Raw genomic sequence first — 23,957 nt, 5'->3', positions numbered from 1 at the left:
CCCGGGGCCCGGCGAAGTCCGAGGTGACGTGCGCCTGGGTCAGCGCAGGAGCGCGGAGAGCGTGGCCTCGGTGGCGAGGCCATAGACGGCGGTCTGCGCCACGAGCCAGACATGCTCCGCGGCGCTCCAGCTCTGGAGTGACTCCGTCGCGCGCAGCAGCGGGAAGCTCGCGAGCTCGAAGCCGAGCACGCCCACGCCGAGCAGCAATCCAGGAGGCAGGGCGCTCCCGGACGCGGTCTCCCGGACGAGCGTCCACGCGACTCCCAGCAGCGGGCCATACCCGGCGCGCAGGGCGTCACCCCAGCGGCGGGCCTGCACGGGAGACAACTCCCGGTGGAGCACGGAGCGCGCGAGCCGCGCGGCGATGTGGCGCGCGGCATACGGCGGCGCCCGTCCGAGCACCCGGTTGCGCAGCGCGACGAAGGCCCGCAGCGCCACGGTGCCAGCGGCTCCAGCAACCAGGGCCTGGGAAAGCGTTGCGCGCATGTTCATGTCCGCGGGGACGAGCCCGGGAGGCTCTCCGTGCGTGGGCTGGTCACACCAACAAGGTGCGGCGTGGGTACGCTCTTCCTCAAGCGAGGACAGGCGGCGAGGCAAGCCTCTGGCACCTCGCTTCCAGTCTCACGCGTCCGGATGACACGACCCGCGAGGTCCGTCTGGCGTTACAGGTCCCCCGTGACGAGCGCCATCGCGAAGCCGTCATACCCCTTGCTGCCCACCGTCTGGACCGCCGTGGTGCTGACGCGCGGCTCGGCGGCGAGCATTTCATACAGCCTGCGCACGCCCTGGATGTTGGGGTCCGTGCTGTTGGCGTCCACCACCGCGCCGTTGCGCACGACGTTGTCGATGATGATGAGGCTGCCCTTGCGCGTGAGCTTCAGCGCCCACTGGAAGTAGTCCGGGTTGCTGCGCTTGTCGGCGTCGATGAAGACGACGTCGAACGGCCCCCGCTTCTCGGCGGCGATGAGCGGCAAGGTATCCAGTGCCTTCCCGACGCGCAGGTCGACCACGTCGGACAGGCCGGCGCGAGCGAAGTTGGCGCGGGCCACTTCGGCGTGTTTCGGGTCCAGCTCCAGCGTCACCAGCCGGCCGCCCGGAGGCAGGGCCCGCGCGAGCCAGAGGGTGCTGTAGCCGCCCAGCGTGCCCACCTCGAGGATGGTGAGAGCGCCCTGGAGCCGCGCCAGCAGGTGCAGGAACTTGCCCTGGTTCGGAGCGACGTGGATGGCAGGTAGCCCGGCCGCGTCGCTGGCCCGGAGCGCCTCCTCCAGCGCCTCGTCATGCGGCGCGAGCTGGTCGGTGATGTAGCGGTCAACCGCCGTCCACTGTTGCTGAGACATGGCGCTCCTCCGGGCGGCGCCGACGCGGCGCACGCGGAGGCAACAGTAACGACGGCCCGAGGCGCCAGGGACCGGAACGAGGACGCTCCGGAGCGCACCTGCTGCCTGCCAACACGCCCGGCGGGGGGCGCGTCACCCGCCGAACACCGTCTCCGCGGTGAGCCCGAGCAGCCCCGGGTAGGTGAGCTGTCCGTGGTGGCCGATGATGTGCTGGTACACGGGCACGCGCACCGTCAGCCCCAGTTGCACGCGGCCCACGGGGTACGTCAGCCCGCCGCCCACGAGGACATCCGTGCGGCCCAGGTTGCCGTCCTGCTGCACGCGCCCGTCCCACCGCTCCGGCTGCTCGTTGGCCACGTCCGCGCCCGCGCTCAGCCGCAGCGCCCCCACCACCGGCACCTCGCCGGACAGGCCCGCCGCGAAGCGATGCCCGCTGCGGTACCCGTGGTGGTTCTCCAGCAGCGACAGCTGCGCCTGGCCCCAGGCCCGCGCGCTCCAGCCGCTGTCCCACCGCCGCTCCGCCTCCAGCGCGAGCAGCGGCTGCACCGTCCCCGCGCCGAACTGGACGTGCTGGTGCGCCTGCCCGGCCTCGCCCAGGGCGAACGGGTTCTCCACCGTCCCACCGAGCGGCACCGAGAAGCCCGCCCGCGCCACCAGGGCCACCTCGCCGAGCCCGAACGCATACCGCGCCCGCACCCACGGGTCCGCGAGGCCGAACAGCGTCTCGTCGCGGTGGTGGATGTTCACGTAGTCGAGCGACACCGGCGTGCCGTCCAGCCGGCGGAACTGCACCGTCGTCGCGTTCAGCCGCACCGGCAGCTGCAGCTCCAGCCCCCATGAGTCCGTGAGCCCGTACTCCACCCGTGCGCGCAGCTCGCCCAGGGAGAAGCGCTGGTCATGCAGCTGCGGCGGCTCGTCGCGCTCCCCGCAGATGGGGCCGATGTCCGGACAGTACGACTCGTGCACCACGCGCACGGAGGTGGCCAGCAGCGCCAGCGACACCGCCGTCTGCCCCGCCTTCAAGCCCGTCTGTGCATTCCCCCCGACCGGGAGGTTGGGATTGCTTCAACCCGCGCACGCGGCGGCCCGGCCCGGCACCGCCAGCGCGAGCAACCCCGCCGCCACCGCCAGCCACTTCATCGCGAGGCCCCCTCGGAAATCGCCTTGTCCAGCGCGTCCAGGTTCAACCCCGTCACCCGCGCCACCTCGCGCCCGTCCTTCCCGTAGACGATGAGGAACGGCAGGTTGGGCACACCGCCCAGGTAGCGCTTCGCCACCGGCGTGTCCCACGAGACGACATTCAGCTTCCGGTACGCCACGTCCGGGCGCCCGTTGAGCAACCCATACATGTGCGCGTCCACCTTGCGGCACGGGGCGCACCACTCCGCGTAGAAGTCGAACACCGTCACCTTGCCCCGCACCGCGTGCGCGCCCAGCTCCGGCACGTCCTCGCCGGCCTCGGACAGCCTGCGCAGGTCCGCGCCTTCCGCGAGCACCGGCAGCGGGTCGAAGGACAGGTCCGGGTGGCAGATGTAGCACTGGGACTCGGGCACGCCGTGCTCGCCGCACCAGTCCTTCGCCGCCTTGAACTTCTCCACGAGGTGCGGGTTGCACCGGGTGCACGTCTCGCGGGGCACGCGGTGCTCGCACAGCTCCGCGTCCGGGCTCGACGCCACGCTCAGCGAGCTGAGCTGCCCGTGCGCGGGCTCCGCCGGCGCCGCGGGGCGGGACGACGCGCACCCGGACGCCATCAGCACCGCGCCACTGATGAAGAGTGATTTCGTGAAGGTCATGGGCGGAGCGGAGGATACCCGCCCCGCGCCCTGGCGCTACCCTCGAACGAGGTTGCGCATGACGAACCAGAGGTTGGCCGGCCGCTCGGCCAGCCGGCGCATGAAATACGGGTACCAGTGCCGCCCATACGGAACGTAGATGCGCACCGGGTGCCCGTCCTTCACCAGCCGCTCCTGCAAGTCGCGCCGGATGCCATAGAGCATCTGGAACTCATACGCGCCGCGCGGCAGGTGCTGCTTCGCCGCGTACTCCAGTGTGGCGTCCACCATGCGCTCATCATGCGTGGCGATGCCATGGTACACGCCGCTGTCGAGCAGCACCTTCATGCAGCGCACGAAGTTGGCGTCCACGTCCGCCTTGTCGGGGAAGGCCACGTCCGGGCCCTCCAGGTACGCGCCCTTGCACAGGCGGATGCGCACCCGCTCCTTGCACAGGGCCTTCGCGTCCGCCTCCGTGCGCCGCAGGTAGCTCTGCAGCACCGCGCCGACCTGCGGCTCGCCGAACTCCGCGTGCAGCTCGCGCACGATGTCCAGCGTCACCTGCGTCACCGCGCTGTGCTCCATGTCGATGCGCACGAACGAGGCGCGCTTCGTCGCGTCCGCCACCACCGAGCGCGCGTTCTCCAGCGCCAGCGCCTTGTCGAACAGCAGGCCGCACTGGGTCAGCTTCAGCGACACGTTGGCCTTCGCGCCCGTCTGGTCGATGCGGGCCAGCAGGCGCTGGTACTGGCGCACCTCGTCGCGCGTCTCCTCCGGCGTCTTCACCGCCTCGTTGAGGTGGTCGAACGACGCCGTCATCCCCCTTTCGTTGAGGGACTTCACCGCGTCCACCGCCTCCTCCAGCGTGTCGCCGGCGATGAAGCGGGACGCCATCTCCCGGAAGGGGCGCAGGCGCGTGGCCAGGTCCTTCAGGTTCTCCTGTTTGGAGAGGTACAGCAGCGCGGAGCGGGACAGGTGGGCGGCGGCGGTGGTCATGGGTGTCTGGCGATGTGGCGGCTTTCAGTCCGCGTGGCTCAGGAGGAAGTCTCCGACGAAGTTGTTGAAGGCCTGCGCGTGGCTCATGTACGGCAGGTGGCTGGCCTCCCGGAGGACCTGCATGCGGGCCCCGGGGATGTGCTCGGCCACGTCCCGCGCGGCGCGCGTGGGCACCAGCAAGTCGCGGCCGCCCTGGATGATGAGCGTGGGCACCCGGATTTCATGGAGCCTGGGCATGAAGTCCGCCGCCAGCACGTCTCGCAGGCGGCGCAGCAACTCCATGGATGACAGCCGCCGCGCCTCGCGGACGATTTCCGCGCGTCCCTCCGGCGGCAGGTGCATGCCGCCCAGCACCCGCGCCACCGTGGGGGCCATGAGGTACGCCAGCGGCTTGGGCGAGCGCACCAGCGTGGACAGCGTCAGCGCCAGCCGGCGGATGCGGTGCACGCTGGCCACCGGCGACACCAGCACCAGCGCCTTCACCCGCTCCGGGTGCGCCAGCGTATAGGCAATGGACAGCAGGCTCCCGTACGAGGAGCCCACCAGCGCGAAGCGCTCGGGCAGCCCCGCCTCGGCATGGTCCAGCACGGCCAGGTTCCACTGGAGCGGCGTGTGCGTGGCCGGGGTGCGCAGGGGCGGCGTCCACAAGAGCAGCCGCAGCTCGTCCGCCAGCGGGCCCATGGGCGCGAAGGAGCGGCCGCTGGCGCCCAGCCCCGGCAGGCACACCACGGTGTGATTCGCGCTCAGGCTGCCGCCGGGAAAGGTGAACAGGCGCACCGGAGTGCCGCGCACCAGGCGCTCCTCGTGGAGCAGGTGCTCGTAGCCGGACTGGATGTCCTCCACGTCCGGGACGAGCGGCGGGGTGCGGTGACTGACGGGGGGAAGCGACGAGGCATCAAGCATGACAGGCCCTCACGAGCAGCCGCCGGACGCTCGCGGCAACGCGGTCCCTGAAGTGGCGCAGGCGGTGCTCGGGCGCGTCCGGAGGGGGCGGCTCGAGCGGCTCTCCCACCGCGAAGGTGAGCTGCACGGGCAGGGGCAGCGGCCCCAGGCCCATCACCAGCGGCATCCGGTACTTGTCTCCCGCCGCCAGCCGCAGGCACAGCCGCTCCTCGCCCGGTGGCCAGAAGAAGGTGTCGTCCACGCCGAAGCCCGCGAAGGGCACCACCGGCACGCCCGCGTGCGCGGCGAGCCGCACGAAGCCCAGCGCCCGCTCCCAGCGCAGCAGGTAGCGCCCCTGGCTGCGCTTGAAGGTCTCATGTGCGCCGCCGGGGTAGCAGACGACCAGCTCCCCCGACTCCAGCGCCGCCAGCGCCTTCTCCCGCGTGCCCTCCACGCCCCCCAGCCAGGGCAGCACCGTGCGCACCAGGGGGATGCGGAAGAAGCCCCGCTCGGCCAGCCCCAGCGGATAGCGACCGGTGGCTTTGTGCAGGAGATGGAAGAAGGCAGGCGTCTCGTAGCCCCACACGCCGTGGTTGCCCACCAGCAGCACCGGCCCGTCCAGCGGCAGGTGCTCGGTGCCCAGGAGCCTGGCGCGGTGGTACAGCGCGGACAGCGCCGCGCCTCTCTCGGCGAAGCGGAACACGGCCTGGCGCAGGCTGGCGAGCGAGGCTTCCACGGGGAAGAAAGATGGCGACGCCCCCGCGCCGCGCCACCCGGGCGCCTCCCGCCGGGCAGCCTGACGGGCGGGCGCCTGCCTCCCGAGACACCACCTGCCAGGGCGGTGTGCATTGCGTGAGCGGTATTAATGGCAGGCTGAAGCCCTGCTCCCGGTTGTCTGCTTCCTCTACAATGTCGAACGTTGGGACATGAGCAACCCGTTCGACATCCTCATCGACCAGCACCGCGAGCTGGAGGAATGCTTCGAGCGGCTGGTCTCTGGAGGGGATTCCGAGGACCTGCGCTCCCAAGTGGCTGAATTATTGGAGCTGCTCCGGCTCCACTCCCGTCTGGAAGAGCGCTGCTTCTATCCGCTGCTCATGCAGGTGGAGGGCCGCTCCCGGGCCCGCGAGGAGGCCGAAGACCACCTCGCCATGCGGGAGCTGATGGACGAATTGGAAGAGCTTCCCCCCGGCCATCCCGAGTGGCAGGCACGCCTTTTCGCCCTCGAAGACCTGGTCGTGGCTCATTTCCAAGAAGAAGAGAGCGCCATGTTGCCAAGGCTGCGGATGGCGCTGGATGCGCAGCAACAGGATGACTTGAGGCGTGATTTATCGGCCACTCGCGAGGAGCTGCTCGCGCGGGCCCACGCCTTCCACGTCCCGGGGCGTGGCCCCCTGCTGGAGACCCTCCGCTGGGATGGCTGACCCCCGGGGTTCGAGCGCCGGGAAACAGGCGAGACCTGCGACAAAGGGGCCGGCCTCCGTTACTCAGTCACAACTTTTATCACTTCCTTTAGACAAATCCTAAATTGGAAGGTAAGGGTATGCCTGCATCACAAGACACCCCTCGTCTTCCATCAGCAACCCCCCTTCGTTTCCCAGGTGAGGATTCAACGAATGTCCGTGGATAAAGCGTTTCGGGACATGATCCGCAACGAGATTGACGCGCAGCTCAAGCCCCTTCGCGACGTGGTGTCGCGCCTGGAGGCGGGCACGGCGGATCTGGACGCGCTTCGCAACGTGGCGGAGCGGCTGGCCCCCCTCGCAGAGGTGGTGGGCCCCCTGTTCGGAGCGCAGGCTCCGGCTGGCAAGGCGGGCCGTCGTGGCCCTGGCCGTCCTCCCTCGCGCGCCGTGGTGGCCGCGCCGGCGGCGGGTGGCAAGCGCCGGGGCCGCAAGCCCGCGGCGGGCAACGAAGGCGCTCGCGAGTGCGCCATCCGCAACTGCGGCAAGCCCAGCCGCACCAAGGGCTACTGCGCGGCCCACTACCAGAAGCTGCGGATGCTGGAGAAGACCAACCGCCGCCCGTCGCAGTGGAAGGACTACGCCGAGCCCAACAGCGTCGAGGACATCAAGCTGCCCCGTGGACGCGCCGCGTCCAAGGCGCTGGCAGCGGCCGCCCAGGCTGGAAACGCAGGCTAGCCTAGCGGCACGCTGCCCCGGCCCGGGCAGAATGTGACCGCGCCCCCGTCTACCGTGCTCCCGTGCCGTCGGGAGGAGGTTCGGGGTATGCCCGTGCGAGAGAGACTTGCTCGCGGGGGCTCGCAGGAGCATGTATGCCCGGGCCCATGAACAAACGAGACCTGGAGCCTGGAATCATCACCGACCTGGCCGGAAGGACCACGTACGGTGACTATCTTCAGCTCGACCGGCTGCTGTCTGCGCAGGTGACGCGCTCGCAGCCTCCCCACCACGACGAGCTACTGTTCATCATCCAGCACCAGACGAGCGAGCTGTGGATGAAGCTGCTCATCCACGAGCTGGGCGCGTGCATCCGCTATGTGCAGGCGGACCGGCTGGAGCCGTCGTTCAAGATTTTCGCGCGCGTGGCGCACATCCAGCGGATGCTCTTCGAGCAGTGGAGCGTGCTGGAGACGCTCACGCCGAACGAGTACCTGGAGTTCCGGGACACGCTCGGCAGCGCGTCGGGGTTCCAGAGCTTCCAGTACCGCCAGGTGGAGTTCCTGCTCGGCAACAAGGACCCGAACGCGCTGGGGCCCTTCAAGCACGTGCCCGCCGTCCATGCGGAGCTGGAGCGGCTGCTGGAGTCGCCCGGCCTCTACGACGAGTTCCTGCGGCACCTGGCGCGCATGGGGCACAAGGTGCCGCAGAGCCACGTGCAGCGCGACTGGCGCCAGCCGTACGAGAAGAGCCCGGAGGTGGTGGAGGTGTTCCGCCGCATCTACGAGGACACCGAGGCGCACTGGGACGCGTATGAGATGTGCGAGAAGCTGGTGGACACGGAGGAGCGGTTCCAGCTCTGGCGCTACCGTCACATGATGACGGTGATGCGCATCATCGGCTTCAAGCAGGGCACGGGGGGCTCGTCGGGCGTGGGCTTCCTGCGCAAGGCGTTGGACCTGCGTTTCTTCCCGGAGCTGTGGGACGTGCGCACGGAGCTGGCGCCGCCGTCGGCGCGGCACCGCGGGCCGTGAGGGGCTGGCTGGAGAGGGGGCTCGGGCGGTGCCCGGGCCCCTGGGAGTGGGATAGAAGGAGTGCCCAATGCTCAGCTCCCTCGGCATCCAGAACTTCAAGGCGTGGAGGGACACGGGGACTGTCCGTCTCGCGCCGCTCACCGTCTTCTTCGGGACGAACAGCTCCGGGAAGACGAGCTTCCACCAGCTCCTGTTGATGTTGAAGCAGACGGCCCAATCCCGCGACAGGCGGCGCGTGCTTCACTTTGGCGACGCGGACTCGCTGGTGGACCTGGGCGTCTGGCCGGAGATGGTGTTCAACCACGACCCGGCGGCGGTGCTCCGCTTCATGGTTGGGTGGAACCACCGGCTGGGCTGGAACGAGAACCTTCTCAAGCTCGGCTACAAGGCGGCCCCGTTCCTCCATTTTGCCGCGGAGGTAGGGCTTGGAAAGGGGCCTCGGGAGAGTCTTGAAGTGAAGCGGTTCGGATACCGTCTCGAGGTCGGTGGCGAGGAAGTGATTCTGGGGATGGCGCGCTCTTCCGAGGGGGAGGGGTATGAAGTGACGGCACAGCCGTCCGAGCTGCTTGGACCCACGGGCTCCGGGAAGGTGCCCGTGCCCGCGCCGATCCACTTCTATGGCTTCCCGGATGAGGTCGGCCCGCACTACCTGCGACCCGGATTGCTGCGTGACCTCGTCTATGACTTCGAGCGGCAGTTGAACGCGTTGGAGTACCTGGGGCCTCTGCGTCAGAAGCCTTCGCGCTCCTACTCGTGGTCAGGTGAGGCTCCGCAGGGAGTAGGGGAAGAGGGCGAGCGGACGGTCGCGGCGTTACTCGCAGCGCAGGACCGGAGGATTGCCTTGCGCGGCAGGCCCGCGCAGCCCTTCATGGCGGTCATCGCCACCTACCTCCTCGAGCTGGGCTTGCTCGAGTCATTCGAGGCCCGGCTCGTCGCGAGGCACCGCAAGGAGTACGAACTGCTCGTGCGGACGCCGGGCAACCCCCGGCAGGTCAGCCTGGCGGACGTGGGGTTTGGTATCTCCCAGGTGCTGCCCGTGCTGGTGCAGTGCTTCTACGCGGACGCAGGCTCCACGCTCATCTTCGAGCAGCCGGAGCTCCACCTCCATCCGCGTGCGCAAAGCGAGCTGGGAGACCTCTTCATCGAGGCGATTCAGGCGGAGGAGGGGGGACGGCCGCGCGGCATCCAGGTGCTCGTAGAAAGCCACTCCGAGCACCTGCTGCGGCGCATCCAGCGGCGCATCGCGGAAGGGAAGCTGAATCGCGAGGACACGGCGCTCTACTTCTGCTCGCCCGGTCCGGAGGGTTCGCGCATCGAGGAGCTGAAGCTCGACGAGGACGGCAACATCACCAACTGGCCGGAGAACTTCTTCGGCGATGAGATGGGAGACCTCGTCGCGATGACCGAGGCCACGATGAAGCGACAGATGGAGCAGGGGAAGAAATGAGGGCGTCAGTTCCTCCCTCCGTCGTCGATACCAACGTCCCGCTCACGGCCAACAAGAAGGACAACCCGAGTCCCAGTCCAGCTTGCGTGCTTGCCTGCATCCAGGCTCTCCAGGCGGTGATGACGACGGGGCACCTCGTGCTGGACGAGCACTGGCACATCATCAACGAGTACAAGCACAAGCTGTCACCCGACGGCCAGCCGGGAATCGGAGACCGCTTCCTCAAGTGGGTGCTGACGAACCACGCCAACACCCAGCGCTGCTCGAAGGTCCGGCTGACGCCGCGCCAGGAAGACCCACGTGACTTCGACGAATTCCCCCGTGACGAAGCGCTCTCCAGCTTCGACCCGATGGACCGTAAGTTCGTCGCGGTGAGCTGCGCCCACCCTCAGCGCCCCGTCATCCTCCAGGCCACGGACAGCAAGTGGTGGGGACTGCGGAAGGCCCTTCAGGATTGCGGTGTTCAGGTCCAGTTCCTCTGCCCGAAGGACATCGAGGAAATCCACGAGCGCAAGGGCGGCCAGTGATGACGGACGGCTTCTTCAAGTTTCCGCACACCCCACACCTCGCCTGGCTCTCGTCCGCGCCCGTGCGCCACGACAAGGTGTTCTCCCCGCCAGAGGCCCGTGAGTTCCTCGGCGGAGAGGTGCTCGTCGAGGAGAAGGTGGATGGCGCCAACCTCGGCATCTCCGTGGGGCCGGGCGGGGAGCTGCGCGCGCAGAACCGCGGCTCCTATCTGGGCACTCGCGCCTCGCCCCAGTTCCAGCCGCTCTGGCCATGGCTGGAGGCCCGGCGCCAGCAGCTTGTCGACGCCCTGGGCGAGCACCTGATGCTCTTCGGCGAGTGGTGCTTCGCCGTCCATAGTGTCCGCTACGACGCACTGCCCGACTGGTTCCTCGCCTTCGACGTCTACGACAAGAGAGAGGGGCGCTTCTGGTCCTCCGCGCGGCGGGATGCGCTGACGGAGTCGCTGGGGCTCGCGCGGGTGCCCGTGGTCGCGAAGGGGCACTTCACGGTGGACGAAGTGATGAAGCTGTTCGGGCGCTCCACCTTCGGCCCCTCGCCCATGGAAGGCGTGTACCTGCGGCGCGACGAAGGGGATTTCCTGCTCGCTCGTGCGAAGCTCGTGCGGTCCGAGTTCGTCCAGTCCATCGAGGAGCACTGGTCCTCCCGGCCGCTGGAGCGCAACACGCTGGCTCCTGGCAGGCCCACCTGAAGGGCTCGCGGCTGGCCGGACGGCAGCCCTGCGTCCGGCTCGTGACGCCTGCCCGTGGCCGTGCCGCTCCCTAGCTTGAAGGGACTGAACCCACCTTCATTCCCTCACGGAAGGAGCGAACCATGGCCGAGCGCGAGACTCCCAAGAAGGACCCACGGCTTCCCCAGGACGAGACGCCTCTCAAGCGCGAGGCGGGAGACCGTCCCCTCCCCACGCCAGGGCATATCGGAAACCTGCCGGATGACAGCCCCGGCCCCGGCAAGCCCGTGGTGTTTCCGCCGCATGAGCCCATCGACTGACAGGCAATGGGCATGAGTGGAGGGCCCGGTTTCCGCCGGCCCCCCGCTCCTGTTACATCGGTTGGCCATGTCGGACCCGCGTGAGAGGGTCCGAGCATGAGCCTACCCCACAGGTTGTATACTCCGTCAATGACCCGGAAGCCCGCCACCTACGCCGATTTGGAAGCGCTCCCGCCCGACAAGATTGGGGAGCTCATTGGCGGCGTGTTGTATGCGAGCCCACGGCCGACGGGACGGCATGGCAGGGCCGCCAGCAGGCTTCACGGCGAGCTGTACAGCCCCTACGAATGGGGGCGCGGCGGAGGCCCGGGAGGGTGGCTCATTCGCTTCGAGCCCGAGCTGCACCTGGGCGATGACGTTCTGGTCCCGGATGTGACGGGTTGGCGGCGCGAGCGGGTTCCAAGTCTTGCGGATGGCCCCTTCATCGAGATTGCCCCCGACTGGGTCTGCGAGGTGCTCTCCCCGTCCACCGCCGCGCTGGACCGTGACAAGAAGCTCACGGTCTACGCGCGTGAGGGTGTCCGCCACGTCTGGCTCGTGGACCCTCGGCCTCGCACCCTGGAGGTCCTGCGGCTCGAAGGGGCGCACTACCTGCGGCTCGCCACGTGGACGGGCGAGGCCACCGTCCGTGCCGAACCCTTCGACGCGCTCGCGCTGGAACTTCGCGTCCTCTGGGAGGACTAGCGGGTTAGGCTTGCCACACCATGGCTGCCGAAGTCCCCCTGCTCTTCGACAAGGCCCACGTCCTCTGCTACCGCACCTTCGACATCGCCGAGGAAATCGACCTCGAGCGTGCGCGCAAGGCCCTCACCGAGGACTCGCGCCGGTTGAAGCTGTCGCGCGAGAACAGTCAGTACATCCAGCTCCCCAACCCGCCCCTGGCCTATGAGCTGGGCCGCAGGCCGCTGGCCCTGCGTGACGGCCCCGTCACCGTGGATGCCACCGCGCGCCTGTTCGACCACGGCGCCGCCTCCATCATCCTCCGCGTCCCCGTCGTCCCCGGAACCACGCTGGAGCACCTCACCCGCGTGGCCGACGAGCTCTATGACAGCCAGGCGCTGGAGGACCTGGCGCTGGAGCTCGTCGAGGGCGTGCGCCGCACCATTGCCCGCGCCGTGCAGGAGCCGCACCTGTGGGACCAGAACGAGAGCTACACCGTCATCTTCGCGGAGAGCATCCGCGGCAACCCCAGCGCGGATGAGCTGTTCGCCCGCATGGACCTCGCCCGGCTGCTCCTGGGGGAGAATGGCGCCGTGCCGCTGTCCTCCGGCGAGAGCGAGTCCGTGACGAAGGCGCGCTTCAGCTACACCGTCAACGACCTGGTCGTCATCGACTGGAACAGCGCCTTCGTCTACGAGCCGTCCGGCTCGGGGGACATCCCGGACCTGCTCGAAATCGCCAACGCGCAGCTCTTGGAGTTCCGCTACTACGACGAGCGGCTGGACGAGCACATCGCCCGCATCCACGACGAGGTGCAGGCCAAGCGCCACCAATGGACGCGGCTGTTCCGCAGCCCGTATCGCAACCTGACGCGGCAGACGCTCGGCACGCTGGTGGACCTCAACGAGTTCATCGAGCGCGTGGAGAACAGCCTCAAGGTCATCGGCGACTTCTACCTGGCCAAGGTCTACGAGGGCGCGGTGCGCCGCATGCGCATCCCCAACTGGCAGGACTCCGTCACGCGCAAGCAGCAGCTGCTGGCCCAGACGTATGCCCTGCTCAAGGGCGACGTGGACATCGACCGCTCCCACACGCTGGAGGCCATCATCATCCTCCTCATCGTCCTGGAAATCCTCTTCGCCATCTTCCGGGTGTTCGACCCCTGAGGTCGAATCCGCACCCCGTACCCTCGGACAGGGTGCGCCGGGTTTCGCGGATTCACCGGACGTGGGAGACTGAGGTCCGAGGCAGGGTGCGGCAGGCCGTGCCGGGGGGAGTGGGGCATGAAGGTGCCCGAAAGCAGCCTGATGGCCGCGGTGGACCGCATGTCGCGGGCCCTGGAGCGGCTCGCGGCGGCACCGCCCGTGGTGGCGGTGCTGGAGGAACTGCTGCGTCAAGCCGCGGCCACGCTGGGCGCGCCCGGCGCCTTCGTCTGCTGGTGGGGCGACGCGGGGCGGCTGTGCACGCTCGTCACACCCGGGGTGGGCGAGGACGCGGCGGCCATCTGCGCGCAGCGGCTGCTGGCCCAGGCGCCGGGGCCCTCGGAGACGCCGGAGCCGTACCTCGCGGAGGCGCTGGCGCGGGACGCGCTGCTGGCGGACGAGCCGGAGGCGCTGCGGGGGCTGGACGCGGGCTCGCTGCTGTCGTTCCCCATCTTCTTCTCGTCGGGGCGGGGCGCGGCGGGCGTGCTGGCGGTGCTCTTCCGCGAGGCGCGGCGGCCGTCCGAGGAGGACGTGAAGCGCTTCGGCCTCTACGCGCGGCTGGCGGGGCTGGCGCTCGAGCGTGAGCGCATGGCCGAGACGACGCGTCAGTCGGTGCTGCACGCGCGCGCGGAGGTGGAGGAGACGGAGGTGCTGCGCCTCAGTCGCTTCCAGGCGGTGACGGAGGCCTTCGGCCGCGCGCTCACCCGCGACGAGGTGGCGCGCGTGGTGCTCGATTTGGGCCTGCCCGCGGTGGGGGCGGCCAACGGCATGGTGCACCTGGTGGACGCGGGCGGGACGGCGGTGGAGCTGACGGCCTCGGTGGGCATTCCGGAGGAGCTGGTGGCCCCCATGCGCGTGCTGCCCAAGGGGGGAAGGGATTTGCCGGGCTACGAGGCGGTGCGCACGGGCGCGCCGGTGTGGCTGGAGGGGCCGGACGAGGTGCGGACACGCTACCCGCGGCTGTCGGGGCTGGTGGCCTCGGGGCGGGCGGGCTCGCTGGTGCTGCTGCCGCTGTACGTGGAGGGGCGCATCTTCGGGACGCTGGGCTTCGGCTTCGCGGAGGCGAAGCGCTTCTCCGCGCTGGAGCGGACGTCCATTGCCGGGCTGGCGCGGCAGTGCGGGCAGGCGCTGGAGCGCTCCCGGCTGTACGAGCGCGAGCGCTCGGCGCGGCTCCAGGCGGAGGCGGCCGGGCAGCGGCTGCGGCTGCTCGCGGACGCGAGCGCCCTGGTGGCCGGCTCGCTGGAGTGGGAGGAGACGGTGGCGGGGGTGGCGCGGCTCGCGCTGGGCAGCTTCGCGGACGGGTGCACGGTGGACTCGTACGAGGACGGCGTGGTGCGGCGGCTGGCGGTGCTGCCCTCGGAGCCCGTGAAGGCGCCGGAGGCGGAGCGGGGCGCGCCGTGGCATGGGGCGCTGCTCGCGGAGGTGCTGGCCTCGGGACGCTCGCGGATGTGGACGCGCTCGGCGGGGAAGTCCGCGGGCGCGAGGGCGGAGCTGTCCGAGCTCGGGGCCGCGGAGCACCCACGGGCGATGGCCTCGGGGTCGCGCTCCCAGGACGTGTCCCATGATGCGCCGCGAGGTGAGTCGACAGGCGCCCTGGCGAAGGTCCTGGTGATGCACGTGGAGCCCGCGCGACAGACGGAAGGCGCCCAGGCGCCCGAGGTGGGCTCGCTCATCGTCACGCCGCTCGTCGCACGCCAGCGCACGCTCGGCGCGCTCACCTTCGTGCGGCGTGAAGCCCGCGCGCCCTTCGACGATGCGGACCTCGCGCTCGCGGAGGAGCTGGCGGGCCGCGCGGCGCTGGCCATCGACAACGCGCGCCTGCTGCGCAAGGCCCGCGCGGCGGAAGATGAGAGCCGCCGCGGCGCCGCGAGGCTCCACGTGCTGGTGCAGGTCAGCCAGCTCATCGCGGAGGCCGGGCTGGACCTGAACAGCGTGCTCGACGTGCTGGCCCGAAAGGTCTCGGAGGCCATCGGCGACGCGTGCGTGCTCCAGCTCCTCGCCGCGGACAAGGAGCACCTGGACGTGGTGTCCGTCCACCATCCGAATCCGGGGGCCCGCGCGGTGCTGGAGGACTCGCTGCACCGCTTCCCCGCGAGGCTGGGAGAGGGGCTGGCGGGCCGGGTGGCCGCCAGCGGCCAGACGCTCTTCGTGCCCCGGCTGAACGCGGCGGAGCTGCACGGCGAGCAGGTTCCCGAGGGCGTGTCCTTCCTGGAGCGCTACGGCCCGCAGAGCGTCATCGTCGTCCCGCTGGGCGCGCGAGGCCGCGTGCTGGGCACGCTGGGCGTCATGCGCGAGGCCCAGGGCCGCGAGTACACCCTGGAGGAGCGCGCCCTGCTGGAGAGCCTCGCGGCGCGCGCGGCGCTCGCCATCGAGGACGCGCGGCTGTACGGCGCGGCCACGCAGGCGGTGAAGGCGCGCGACGAATTGCTGTCGGTGGCGGGGCATGAGCTGAAGTCCCCGCTCAACGCGCTCCAGCTCCAGATTCACCTGCTCGCGCGCATGGCGAAGGAGGCCATGGCGGCGAGCGGGCTGGCGGAGCGCGCGGAGAAGGCGGCGCGCGCGAGCCAGCGGCTGGGGCTGCTCATCGATGACCTGATGGACGTGTCGCGCATCAGCTCCGGGCGCCTGAATCTGCAGCGCGAGGAGGTGGACCTCGCGGCCCTCACGCGCGAGCTGGTGGCGCGCATGTCCGAGGAGCTGGCCCGCGCCGGCAGCGAGGTGCGGCTGTCGATGGACGCCGCGGTGACAGGCCGGTGGGACCGGCTGCGCCTGGAGCAGGTGCTCGTCAACCTGTTGTCCAACGCGGCCAAGTACGGCGCGGGCCGTCCGGTACAGGTGACGGTGGACGTGCAGGGGCCGGTGGCGCGGCTCGCCGTGAGAGACCAGGGCATCGGCGTCGCGCCCGAGGAGCAGGAGCGCATCTTCGAGCGCTTCGAGCGCTCGGCCTCGGTGCAGCACTTCAAGGGGCTGGGCCTGGGGCTGTGGATTACCCGCCGCATCGTCGAGGCCCACGGCGGCTGCATCCGCCTGGAGAGCAAGCCGGGTGAGGGCTCCACCTTCACCGTGGAGCTGCCGCTCGGCACGTAGGCCCGGGCTTCACGGTTCGTCACACCGCACGGCTCCTGGACAGCCCGCGCCCCCTGCGCTCTGTTGCCGCGGACATGACGCCCGCACGCCTCCGTCTGACGCTGCTCACCCTCGTGCTGGGGGCGCTCACCCTCGGGTGCCGCCACGCTCCCGGGGACAGGCCCGCGGCCGACGATGACCGGGACGGCGTGCTCAACGCGGACGATGCCTGCCCGGACGCGCGGGGCGCTTCCGCGACGCGTGGCTGCCCGCCGAAGGACACGGACGGCGACGGCGTGGACGACTCCGTGGACAGGTGCGCGCGCCTCGCCGGGCCCGCGTCCCGTGAGGGCTGCCCCGTGCGCGACGGGGACGGGGACGGCGTGGAGGACGCGAGGGATGCGTGCCCCCGCGTCCTCGGCGTGCTGGAGCGCCAGGGCTGCCCGGTGGAGGACCTGGACCGGGATGGCCTGGAGGGCGAGGCGGACCGGTGCCCCGAAGAGGCCGGCCCCGCCTCCCGCGACGGCTGCCCCGAGCAGGACGCGGACCACGACGGCGTCCCGGATGAGAGCGACGCCTGCCCCGAGCAGGAGGGCTTCGCCTCGCTGCGCGGCTGCCCCGAGCGCGACGCGGATGGGGACTCCGTGGCGGACCACCGCGACAACTGTCCGCGCGAGCCGGGCCCCGCGGACAACCAGGGCTGCGCGTCCAGGCAGAAGCAGCTCGTCCTCATCCGGCATGACCGGCTGGAGCTGCGCGAGCGCCTCGCCTTCGACTCCGGCACGGCGACCCTCCTGCCACGCTCCCTCCCCGTGCTGGACAACGTGGCCCGCGTGCTCCTGGCGCACCCGGAATTGAGCCCCGTCGTCGTGGCGAGCCACACCGACAACCGCGGCGACCCGGACGTCAGCCGCGCCCTGTCCCAGGCCCGGGCGGAGGCCGTGCGCGACTACCTCGTGGCACAGGGCGTGCCCGCGGACCGGCTCGACGCCCAGGGCCACGGGGCCGACAGGCCCATCGCGTCGAACGAGACGTCCCAGGGACGCGAGGCCAACCGCCGCGTGGAGCTGCTCCTCCCCGCGCCCGGGCCCCGCCCGAAGGCTCCCCGCCGCTGACGGCCCGTGTCAGCCGAAACCCCCCGGATACGCCGCGCGTGCGGTCCGTCCGCCGCTCCGGAATGGTAGGCTTCGCAACCATGAGTGCTTCGAGCCCCCTGTTCGGTGACCTGCTGCTCAAGCTGGGCATCGTCACGCCCAGCCAGGTGCAGGAGGCCCTTGCCCTGCAGGCCCTCACCGGCCAGCGCGTGGGCGAGGCCCTCATCTCCCTCGGCTACGTCACGCGCGAGCAGATTCAGGACGCGCTGGGCGAGGCGCTCGGGCTGCACCAGGACAAGAGCCCCCTCCAGCCCGCGCTGGGCGAGCTGCTCGTGGGGCTCAAGTACGTGACGCTCGCGCAGCTGGAAGAGGCGCTCGCCCGCCAGCGCCGCGACGGCCGCAAGCTGGGCGAAATCCTCGTCGAGCTGGGCCACTGCACGTACAAGCAAATCTACGAGGCGCTCGGCCTGCAGAACCGCATCGCCGGACGGCAGGAGGCGCCGCGCCCCTTCATCGACGGCCGCCGCCGCGTGGTGGTGGTGGATGACAGCCCGCTGGCCTGCGCCTTCGTGCAGGAGGGGCTCGTCGCGCTGAACTATGAAGTCCTCTGCTTCCAGGACCCGTTCGAGGCCCTGGAGGGCATGAGCCGCCTGCAGCCCGCCATCGTCCTCAGTGATTTGGAGATGCCCGGCCTGGACGGCGTGGAGCTGTGCCGGCGGCTGAAGGAGGGGCCCAGCCGCGGCGTGCCGGTCATCATCCTCACCGCGAATGACCGCGAGGCGGAGCGCGTGCGCGGCCTGCGCGCGGGCGCGGACGACTACGTCAACAAGTCCGCCTCCATGGACGAGCTGGCCGCGCGAATCGAGAGCGTGGTGCGGCGCACCGGCGAGACGGAGCGCATGCGCAAGCTGTTCGCGCGCTACACGTCCGACGCGGTGGTGGACGAAATCCTCAAGAGCGCGGACGCGGTGGTGCTCACCGGTGAGAAGCGCGAGGTGACGGTGCTGTTCGCGGACATCCGCAACTTCACCGGGCTGGCGGAGAGCCTGCCGCCAGAGCAGGTGGTGGGGGTGCTCAACCAGGTGCTCGGGCGGATGTCGGACGCCGTGTTCACCTGCGGCGGCACGCTGGACAAGTTCCTCGGCGATGGGCTGATGGCCGTCTTCGGCGCGCCGGTGGCCCGCACGGACGACGCGCTGCGCGCGCTCCAGTGCGCGAAGATGATGATGGACGCCATGGCGGACCTGCGCATCGAAGCGGAGGCGGAGTGGGCCGCCAACGGGCGCGAGGGCCGGCCGCTGGTGCTGGAGCTGGGCATCGGCATCAACTCGGGCGTCGTCGTCGCGGGCAACATCGGCAGCACGGTGCGCGCGGAGTACACCTGCATCGGCGACGCGGTGAATGTGGCCGCGCGGCTGTGCGCGCTGGCCGGCCCGGGGGAAATCCTCGTCGGCGAGCGCACCCGCGAGCTGGTCAACGCCAATGACACCGCCTTCGAGGACCTGCCGCCGGTGCGGCTGAAGGGCAAGCAGCAGCCCGTCCCGCTGTACCGCGCGCTATAAGGGCGCCCATGAGCCCCACCCCGGACACCCTGCCGCCGCCGTCCCGCCGCTCCCCCATCCTCTGGGTGGGCCTGGTGTTCGGGCTCGCGCTCATCGGCACGGTGCTGGGCTCGGCCCTCTTCCGCTCCCGGGCCATCCACTCGGACCGCATCCACCAGGACTTCGCGGTGCTGGAGGACGCGCTGGAGCGCTACCGCGCGGATGGGAACACCCTGCCCGAGGAGGCGGACCTCCAGCAGTTGCTGGTGCCCAAGTACCTCCCGTCCCTGCCGGTGGACCCGTGGGGCCATCCGTACCGCTACACCAGCAATGGCGAGCGGGTGATTCTCATCACCCTGGGCCAGGACGACCTGCGGGGCGGCAAGGGCGAGGAGCAGGACCACACCAACTCCGACGGGCACGGCGCGCCGCGCGCGAAGTGACGCCCCGGTCGTCCCTCGAAGCAGGGGGGCGGGCGAGCGAAGGCATCTGCCTCCCGGCGGCGCCGTGTCCATCTGTTCCCTCACGGGGTGGTTCCCGCAACCCCGATGAAGGAGGGCGGCCATGGCCATCGTTTGTGCGACGAACCTCTCCCCCGAGTCGGCCGAGGCAGCGAATGTGGCGGCGTCCCTGGCGGCCAGGCTTGGCGAGCCCCTGCTGCTGCTCGGCATCCTGGACGGCGAGCCGCCCGGCTCCGGAGGGAGGGATGCGGAGGCCGGTGTCCTCCAGCGACTGGAAGCCGAGAGCGCCCGGCTGAGGCCGGTGGCCGGGGTGGTGCGGCCCGTGGTGCGCTCCAGCACCGTGGCGGAGGAGGTGCTCAGCGACGAGGAGTGCCGGCACGCGCGCTGGGTGGTGGTGGCCTCCGGCGGCTGGCGCACCCCGGCGTGGCGGCGCGCCTCCATGCCCGAGCGGCTGGCGAGGCACGGCTGCGCCCCGGTGCTGGCGGTGCGGCGCGAGGCGGCGCTGGTGGACTGGCTGCGCGGGCGCAGGCGGCTGCTGGTGGTGGCGGGGGTGGACCCGTGCTCGGCCACGTCCGACGCGGCCGTGACGTTCCTCCGCGAGCTGCGCCGGGTGGGCCCGTGCGACGTGCTGGCGACCTACGTGTGCTCGCCGCTGGAGGCGCGCGAGCGGCTGGGCATCCACACGCCCGTGCACGTGGAGGTGCTGGAGCCGACGGTGCGGAACATGGAGGCGCTGGACCCCGCGGTGGAGCGGGTGCTGCAGCGCGACGTCTGCGAGCGGTTGGGGACGCTCGAGGGCGAGGGCCGCGTGGAGGTGGTGCTGGAGCCCGGCTTCGGGCGGCCGGCGGACCACCTGCTGCATGTGGCGCACGCGCGGGGGGCGGACCTGGTGGTGGTGGGCACGCACGCGCGCGGGGCGCTGGGGCGGCTGTGGCACGGCTCGGTGTCCGCGGGGGTGCTGCGGCACGCGGAGCAGTCGGTGGTGTGCGTGCCGCCCTCGCTGCGAGAGCCGCGTCCGGCCGTGGCGCCGCGCAGCGTGCTGGTGCCGGTGGACTTCTCGGAGGCCAGCGCGCGAGCCATCTCCCAGGCGCGCTCGCTGGTGGGGCCCGGAGGCCGCGTCCACCTGCTGCACGTCCACCGCCGGCGCTCGGGGGAGGTGGCCTTCTACGACCACTACGGCGTGCTGCCCGAGCCGCCGCGGGAGAAGGACCGGGTGCTCCAGCGGCTGTGGGGACTGGTGCCGCGCGACGCGGGGGCGCAGGCGGTGAACTGGAGTGTGGAGGGCGTCACCGGGGACGACGTGACGCTGGCCATCTGCCAGGCGACGGAGCGCGAAGGGGTGGACCTGGTGTGCGTGGGCACCTCGCCGGAGCCCTCGCGGGAGCCGGACGCCCTCAAGGGCGCGGTGGCCCGTGAGTTGGTGGCCCGCTGCCGCCGGCCCGTCATGGTGGTGCCCATCGCCTGAGGGGCAATTCCTTGCGGCCTACCTTGTCTCACGTGAAAGGGATTTCAGGTGGGACGCGATGTGACATACCTGTGAAGACGCGTCACCCATTGAACGGAGGACCCGGTAGGGCGTTAGACTCCCTCAGACACGATTTTCCAGACAGCAGGGGGTCATCCGGTGACACCGCGCGGGTATCGTGAAGAGGAACTCGTCTGCAACCGTTCGTCGCTGCTCATCCATGGCGGCACGGAGGAGGAGCGCCGCTCCTGGGCACAGGAGGCCGCGCGCAGCTTCGACGTGGAGCTGGTGGAGGTGAGGCAGGCGGCGGACCTGCCCGGAGCGCTCAAGCAGCCCAACGGGGTGGTGTTCATCCCCGACGTGGCGAAGCTGGGGCGTGACGCGCAGTTCGCGCTGCTGCGCTGCCTGCAGATGCAGGAGGAGCGGCCCAAGGTGGTGGTGGGCCTGTCCGGCACGGCGGACGCGGCGCTGACGCGCGGCACGCTGCGCGAGGACCTGCACTACCGGCTGCACCAGGCGCAGGTGGACCTGCAGAAGGAAGGCCTGCGGGACTTGCTGCGGCAGCGGTGGGCGCGGCAGGCGGAGCAGCTCGCGGCGAAGCTGGCCGCGGCGAAGGCCGCCGAGGAGAAGGCCCGCGCGGCGGCCGACGCACGGCGCCCCGGTACGGTGACGCGCATCGCGCCGAAGCGGAAGGTCGTCGCCTCCGTCACGCGCAAGACGGCTTCGAGGAACGCGGTCCGCTGAAGCGCGGGGCGCGGCTCCTCGAGGCGAGGCGCGCGGTTCGCGGAGGCACGGAGCGCGGCTCCTCGAGGCGAGGCGCGTGGTCCGCTGAAGCGTGGCGCGCAGCTCCTCGAGGCGAGGCGCGTGGTCCGCTGAAGTGCGGCGCGCGGTTCCTTGATGCGAGGCGCGTGGTCCGCTGAAGTGCGGCGCGCGGTTCCTTGATGCGAAGCGCGCGGTCCGCTGAGGAGGGAGCCTGTGCTTCACCAGGATGGCGCCCACCCGTGAGGGGGCCCCACGCGGCATCCCGGCGCCCACCCGTGAGGGCGGGCGCCGCCCCCGCGCGTCTGTTCGCGGCTCGAAGCTCGCGGCGGTGCGTCCCGCCATCGTCTCCCTTCCCGTCAGTCGCTGTGCTGGCGTGCCGTCCCCGGTGCGCCGCCATCCACGCGGGAGGGAACGTGAAGCTGGAGCTCGTGCAGGGAGACATCACGAAGGTCGCCGCGGACGCCATCGTCAACGCCGCCAACAGCTCGTTGCTGGGCGGCGGCGGCGTGGACGGCGCCATCCACCGCGCGGCCGGCCCGGAGCTGCTCGCCGAGTGCCGCACCCTGGGCCGCTGTCCTCCGGGCCAGGCGAAGCTGACGCAGGGCTACCGGCTCCCCGCGCGCCACGTCATCCACACCGTGGGCCCGGTGTGGCGGGGTGGCAACGCGGCCGAGGAGGCGGTGCTCGCGCGCTGCTACAAGAGCGTCTTCGCGCTGGTGGAGCAGCACGGACTGCGCTCGGTGGCGTTCCCCTCCATCTCCACCGGCGCCTACGGCTTCCCGATTGAAAAGGCCGCGCCCATCGCACTGCGGGAGATGCAGGCGGCCCTGGCGCGGCTCCCACTCCTTGAGAAAGTCATCGTGGTTCTCTTCTCGCCGTGGGACCTGGAGGTCTACCAGCGCGCGCTCGCCGCGACGCCGGAGTCCAATCCGGGCGGGAATGTGTGAACCAGGAAAACTGGGCTAAGGTTGACGCACTGCCTCTCCCCACCCCATCCCGGAGCAAGACATGACGCAGGAGAACGCCAACAAGCCGAAGCGGGGTCTCAAGCGGCCCGTCGAGGTGGTCCGTGCCGAGCTGCTCAAGGACCCGGAGACGAAGAAGATCGCCGAAGCCGTGAGCATGAAGCTCGAGGACTACGTGGAGCTGGTCCTCAAGTACGCCCAGGACAAGGACAAGGAGCCCGAGCTCGCCGTCGTCTCCGACGAGGAGCTGAAGAAGAACGGCTTCACCCCCATGACCACCGACGAGGTCGCCACCCTCATCGTCAAGGGCATGAAGGGCGAGCTGCCCGGCTCACCCCCGGACTTCGAGGCGTCCAAGTTCACCCAGGGGAAGGCGACTGCCGGCAAGCCCTCGCTGTCGCCGCAGCAGGATCAGGCCGCCGGTCCGCAGGACCCCGCGGCCCAGAAGGCGCTGCAGGATCAGCTCAAGCGGGGCGGGAGCGGCGGTAACCGCGCGTAATGCCGCGCGGGCAGGACGTGCCGGGGATGAAATTCGGCTGATAAATCACGAGGAAACAATTCGGCCGCGGTCCCGAGAATCCTTTCGAGCTTCATCTCCGGCACAAAAATCCTCCTCAACTTTCAAGAAATCCAAGGGGTACTACCATGGGCGGCATCGGCAAGATCGTCAGCAAGGTCACTGAGACGGTTGGTAAGGTCGCGAGCACGGTCAGCAAGGTTGCCGGCGGCATCGCCGACATCGGTGGCAAGGCGCTCGAGTTCCTGAAGAAGCCGGTGAGCGAGCTGGTGGGCCCCATCGCCAAGAAGATTGGCGAGAAGGTCGGCAACCTCCCGTTCGTGGGCAAGTTCCTCGGCCCCATCGCCGAGGGCCTCGTGAAGAAGGGCGCGACGTCGCTGCTGGGCGAGGGTCCCCTGGGCGGCCTCGGCTTCCTGGCGAAGCTGACCCCCAAGCTGGAGGACCTGACCAAGCTCGCGCAGAACGTGAAGACGGCGGCGGACAAGGTCGGCGCGTTCTCGGACAACCCGTTCGGCCTCCAGAACTTCCAGAACATCATCGCGCAGAACCACGCCCGCTTCGTGGAGTGAGCGCTCGCGCCCCTGGCGCGATGAAGCAAACGAGAGGGCCGGCTTCCCGCGAAGGTGCGGGGCCGGCCCTCCGGCTTTGCGGGGTAGCTGTTTCGTGGGGCCGGCTTCGCACGGAGGTGTCGAGTCAGCCCTCCGGCTCTGCGGAGTGCCGTGTTGCGAGGATCTGGCCTCCAACGAGGGCGGACTGTCTCGCGGAATGAGGGTTCCTTCCGCGTGGGCTCAGCCGCCCGGCGAGGCTTGTCCGCGGAATGAGGGTTCCTTCCGAGTGGGCTCAGCCGCCGGACGGGGCTGTCCGCGGAATGAGGGTTCCTTCCGAGTGGGCCCAGCCGCCGGGCGAGGCTTGCCTGCGGAATGAGGGTTCCTTCCGCGTGGGCCCAGCCGCCGGGTGAGGCTTGCCCGTGGAATGAGGGTTCCTTCCGCGTGGGCTCAGCCGCCGGGCGAGGCTTGCCCGCGGAATGAGGGTTCTTTCCGCGCGGGCTGGCCGCCGGGCGGGGCTGCCCGCGGAATGAGGGTTCCTTCCGCGTCGACGAGGCGTCGGGCGAGGCTTCTCCGCGG

At 70.7% G+C, this 23,957-nt stretch carries 25 protein-coding genes; 18 read left to right on the top strand and 7 right to left on the bottom strand.

Annotated elements, in window-relative coordinates; genetic code table 11:
* Positions 1-39: 39 nt before the first annotated feature.
* The 7 genes from ACX9TP_RS48345 to ACX9TP_RS48315 all read right to left on the bottom strand — a co-directional run bounded on the left by ACX9TP_RS48345 (position 40) and on the right by ACX9TP_RS48315 (position 5,723).
* Positions 40-486 (bottom strand): hypothetical protein, encoded by a 447-nt coding sequence (locus ACX9TP_RS48345; protein WP_482977520.1) that lies wholly within the window; start codon positions 484-486, stop codon positions 40-42.
* 176 nt (positions 487-662) lie between these two features.
* Positions 663-1,337, bottom strand: coding sequence for an O-methyltransferase (locus tag ACX9TP_RS48340; protein ID WP_482977519.1), 675 nt, complete (start codon positions 1,335-1,337; stop codon positions 663-665).
* Positions 1,338-1,469: 132 nt separating this feature from the next.
* Entirely contained in the window at positions 1,470-2,360 is an 891-nt protein-coding gene (locus ACX9TP_RS48335) for a hypothetical protein (protein ID WP_482977518.1), read from the bottom strand.
* Positions 2,361-2,473: 113 nt separating this feature from the next.
* Positions 2,474-3,130, bottom strand: a complete 657-nt coding sequence (locus tag ACX9TP_RS48330; protein WP_482977517.1) for a TlpA family protein disulfide reductase — start codon at positions 3,128-3,130, stop codon at positions 2,474-2,476.
* Between the two features lie 36 nt (positions 3,131-3,166).
* On the bottom strand, positions 3,167-4,105 hold the full coding sequence (locus ACX9TP_RS48325) for a proline dehydrogenase family protein (protein ID WP_482977516.1): 939 nt from the start codon (positions 4,103-4,105) through the stop codon (positions 3,167-3,169).
* A gap of 24 nt (positions 4,106-4,129) precedes the next feature.
* Positions 4,130-5,008 (bottom strand): alpha/beta fold hydrolase, encoded by an 879-nt coding sequence (locus ACX9TP_RS48320; RefSeq protein WP_482977515.1) that lies wholly within the window; start codon positions 5,006-5,008, stop codon positions 4,130-4,132.
* The gene (locus ACX9TP_RS48315) at positions 5,001-5,723 is read right to left on the bottom strand and encodes a lysophospholipid acyltransferase family protein (protein WP_482977514.1); all 723 of its coding nucleotides are present in this window, start codon (positions 5,721-5,723) and stop codon (positions 5,001-5,003) included. Before ACX9TP_RS48315 ends, ACX9TP_RS48320 begins: the two co-directional genes overlap by 8 nt.
* 190 nt (positions 5,724-5,913) lie before the next feature.
* On the opposite strand from ACX9TP_RS48315, the gene ACX9TP_RS48310 reads away from it, so the two are divergent.
* From ACX9TP_RS48310 to ACX9TP_RS48225, 18 genes are all read left to right on the top strand, one after another.
* Positions 5,914-6,411, top strand: a complete 498-nt coding sequence (locus tag ACX9TP_RS48310; protein WP_482977513.1) for a hemerythrin domain-containing protein — start codon at positions 5,914-5,916, stop codon at positions 6,409-6,411.
* A 192-nt stretch (positions 6,412-6,603) separates the two neighbouring features.
* Positions 6,604-7,125, top strand: coding sequence for a cell wall protein (locus tag ACX9TP_RS48305; RefSeq protein ID WP_482977512.1), 522 nt, complete (start codon positions 6,604-6,606; stop codon positions 7,123-7,125).
* A gap of 134 nt (positions 7,126-7,259) precedes the next feature.
* Positions 7,260-8,138 carry a tryptophan 2,3-dioxygenase gene (locus ACX9TP_RS48300; protein ID WP_163999135.1) on the top strand — a complete coding sequence of 293 codons (879 nt, stop codon included), beginning with the start codon at positions 7,260-7,262 and terminating at the stop codon, positions 8,136-8,138.
* 67 nt (positions 8,139-8,205) lie between these two features.
* Positions 8,206-9,585: an AAA family ATPase gene (locus ACX9TP_RS48295; RefSeq protein WP_482977511.1), complete on the top strand. Its 1,380-nt coding sequence runs from the start codon at positions 8,206-8,208 to the stop codon at positions 9,583-9,585.
* Positions 9,582-10,112 carry a hypothetical protein gene (locus tag ACX9TP_RS48290; protein WP_482977510.1) on the top strand — a complete coding sequence of 177 codons (531 nt, stop codon included), beginning with the start codon at positions 9,582-9,584 and terminating at the stop codon, positions 10,110-10,112. The genes ACX9TP_RS48295 and ACX9TP_RS48290 overlap by 4 nt, the downstream gene beginning before the upstream one ends.
* A complete protein-coding gene (locus ACX9TP_RS48285) occupies positions 10,112-10,801 on the top strand; it encodes an RNA ligase family protein (protein WP_482977509.1) in 690 nt (229 codons plus the stop codon). The genes ACX9TP_RS48290 and ACX9TP_RS48285 overlap by 1 nt, the downstream gene beginning before the upstream one ends.
* Positions 10,802-10,923: 122 nt before the next feature.
* Complete coding sequence (locus ACX9TP_RS48280; protein WP_267858036.1) at positions 10,924-11,100, top strand: hypothetical protein; 177 nt, start codon at positions 10,924-10,926, stop codon at positions 11,098-11,100.
* A 129-nt stretch (positions 11,101-11,229) separates the two neighbouring features.
* Positions 11,230-11,784, top strand: a complete 555-nt coding sequence (locus ACX9TP_RS48275; RefSeq protein WP_482977508.1) for a Uma2 family endonuclease — start codon at positions 11,230-11,232, stop codon at positions 11,782-11,784.
* 20 nt (positions 11,785-11,804) lie between these two features.
* Positions 11,805-12,926 (top strand): hypothetical protein, encoded by a 1,122-nt coding sequence (locus ACX9TP_RS48270; protein ID WP_482977507.1) that lies wholly within the window; start codon positions 11,805-11,807, stop codon positions 12,924-12,926.
* Between the two features lie 117 nt (positions 12,927-13,043).
* The gene (locus ACX9TP_RS48265) at positions 13,044-16,049 is read left to right on the top strand and encodes a sensor histidine kinase (protein WP_482977506.1); all 3,006 of its coding nucleotides are present in this window, start codon (positions 13,044-13,046) and stop codon (positions 16,047-16,049) included.
* Between the two features lie 74 nt (positions 16,050-16,123).
* On the top strand, positions 16,124-17,143 hold the full coding sequence (locus ACX9TP_RS48260) for an OmpA family protein (protein WP_482977505.1): 1,020 nt from the start codon (positions 16,124-16,126) through the stop codon (positions 17,141-17,143).
* Positions 17,144-17,223: 80 nt separating this feature from the next.
* Complete coding sequence (locus ACX9TP_RS48255; protein ID WP_482977504.1) at positions 17,224-18,684, top strand: adenylate/guanylate cyclase domain-containing protein; 1,461 nt, start codon at positions 17,224-17,226, stop codon at positions 18,682-18,684.
* 8 nt (positions 18,685-18,692) lie between these two features.
* A complete protein-coding gene (locus tag ACX9TP_RS48250) occupies positions 18,693-19,106 on the top strand; it encodes a type II secretion system protein GspG (protein ID WP_482977503.1) in 414 nt (137 codons plus the stop codon).
* Positions 19,107-19,227: 121 nt separating this feature from the next.
* Entirely contained in the window at positions 19,228-20,589 is a 1,362-nt protein-coding gene (locus ACX9TP_RS48245) for a universal stress protein (RefSeq protein ID WP_482977502.1), read from the top strand.
* 159 nt (positions 20,590-20,748) lie between these two features.
* Positions 20,749-21,333, top strand: a complete 585-nt coding sequence (locus tag ACX9TP_RS48240) for a P-loop NTPase family protein (protein WP_482977501.1) — start codon at positions 20,749-20,751, stop codon at positions 21,331-21,333.
* A gap of 431 nt (positions 21,334-21,764) precedes the next feature.
* Positions 21,765-22,298, top strand: coding sequence for an O-acetyl-ADP-ribose deacetylase (locus ACX9TP_RS48235; RefSeq protein ID WP_482977500.1), 534 nt, complete (start codon positions 21,765-21,767; stop codon positions 22,296-22,298).
* Between the two features lie 61 nt (positions 22,299-22,359).
* Complete coding sequence (locus ACX9TP_RS48230) at positions 22,360-22,815, top strand: hypothetical protein (protein WP_482977499.1); 456 nt, start codon at positions 22,360-22,362, stop codon at positions 22,813-22,815.
* Between the two features lie 146 nt (positions 22,816-22,961).
* Positions 22,962-23,402 carry a hypothetical protein gene (locus ACX9TP_RS48225; protein WP_482977498.1) on the top strand — a complete coding sequence of 147 codons (441 nt, stop codon included), beginning with the start codon at positions 22,962-22,964 and terminating at the stop codon, positions 23,400-23,402.
* The last annotated feature ends 555 nt before the right edge of the window (positions 23,403-23,957 follow it).

Source organism: Pyxidicoccus sp. M15 (genome assembly GCF_056858435.1).
This window is presented reverse-complemented; position numbering and strand designations above follow the sequence as displayed.

Bases quoted from the DNA above. Each gene is read 5' to 3' on its own strand.
- ACX9TP_RS48345 (WP_482977520.1), bottom strand. From the start codon at position 486: ATGCGCGCAACGCTTTCCCAGGCCCTGGTTGCTGGAGCCGCTGGCACC.
- ACX9TP_RS48340 (WP_482977519.1), bottom strand. From the start codon at position 1,337: ATGTCTCAGCAACAGTGGACGGCGGTTGACCGCTACATCACCGACCAG.
- ACX9TP_RS48330 (WP_482977517.1), bottom strand. From the start codon at position 3,130: ATGACCTTCACGAAATCACTCTTCATCAGTGGCGCGGTGCTGATGGCG.
- ACX9TP_RS48325 (WP_482977516.1), bottom strand. From the start codon at position 4,105: ATGACCACCGCCGCCGCCCACCTGTCCCGCTCCGCGCTGCTGTACCTC.
- ACX9TP_RS48320 (WP_482977515.1), bottom strand. From the start codon at position 5,008: ATGCTTGATGCCTCGTCGCTTCCCCCCGTCAGTCACCGCACCCCGCCG.
- ACX9TP_RS48310 (WP_482977513.1), top strand. From the start codon at position 5,914: ATGAGCAACCCGTTCGACATCCTCATCGACCAGCACCGCGAGCTGGAG.
- ACX9TP_RS48305 (WP_482977512.1), top strand. From the start codon at position 6,604: ATGTCCGTGGATAAAGCGTTTCGGGACATGATCCGCAACGAGATTGAC.
- ACX9TP_RS48300 (WP_163999135.1), top strand. From the start codon at position 7,260: ATGCCCGGGCCCATGAACAAACGAGACCTGGAGCCTGGAATCATCACC.
- ACX9TP_RS48295 (WP_482977511.1), top strand. From the start codon at position 8,206: ATGCTCAGCTCCCTCGGCATCCAGAACTTCAAGGCGTGGAGGGACACG.
- ACX9TP_RS48290 (WP_482977510.1), top strand. From the start codon at position 9,582: ATGAGGGCGTCAGTTCCTCCCTCCGTCGTCGATACCAACGTCCCGCTC.
- ACX9TP_RS48285 (WP_482977509.1), top strand. From the start codon at position 10,112: ATGACGGACGGCTTCTTCAAGTTTCCGCACACCCCACACCTCGCCTGG.
- ACX9TP_RS48280 (WP_267858036.1), top strand. From the start codon at position 10,924: ATGGCCGAGCGCGAGACTCCCAAGAAGGACCCACGGCTTCCCCAGGAC.
- ACX9TP_RS48275 (WP_482977508.1), top strand. From the start codon at position 11,230: ATGACCCGGAAGCCCGCCACCTACGCCGATTTGGAAGCGCTCCCGCCC.
- ACX9TP_RS48270 (WP_482977507.1), top strand. From the start codon at position 11,805: ATGGCTGCCGAAGTCCCCCTGCTCTTCGACAAGGCCCACGTCCTCTGC.
- ACX9TP_RS48265 (WP_482977506.1), top strand. From the start codon at position 13,044: ATGAAGGTGCCCGAAAGCAGCCTGATGGCCGCGGTGGACCGCATGTCG.
- ACX9TP_RS48260 (WP_482977505.1), top strand. From the start codon at position 16,124: ATGACGCCCGCACGCCTCCGTCTGACGCTGCTCACCCTCGTGCTGGGG.
- ACX9TP_RS48255 (WP_482977504.1), top strand. From the start codon at position 17,224: ATGAGTGCTTCGAGCCCCCTGTTCGGTGACCTGCTGCTCAAGCTGGGC.
- ACX9TP_RS48250 (WP_482977503.1), top strand. From the start codon at position 18,693: ATGAGCCCCACCCCGGACACCCTGCCGCCGCCGTCCCGCCGCTCCCCC.
- ACX9TP_RS48245 (WP_482977502.1), top strand. From the start codon at position 19,228: ATGGCCATCGTTTGTGCGACGAACCTCTCCCCCGAGTCGGCCGAGGCA.
- ACX9TP_RS48230 (WP_482977499.1), top strand. From the start codon at position 22,360: ATGACGCAGGAGAACGCCAACAAGCCGAAGCGGGGTCTCAAGCGGCCC.
- ACX9TP_RS48225 (WP_482977498.1), top strand. From the start codon at position 22,962: ATGGGCGGCATCGGCAAGATCGTCAGCAAGGTCACTGAGACGGTTGGT.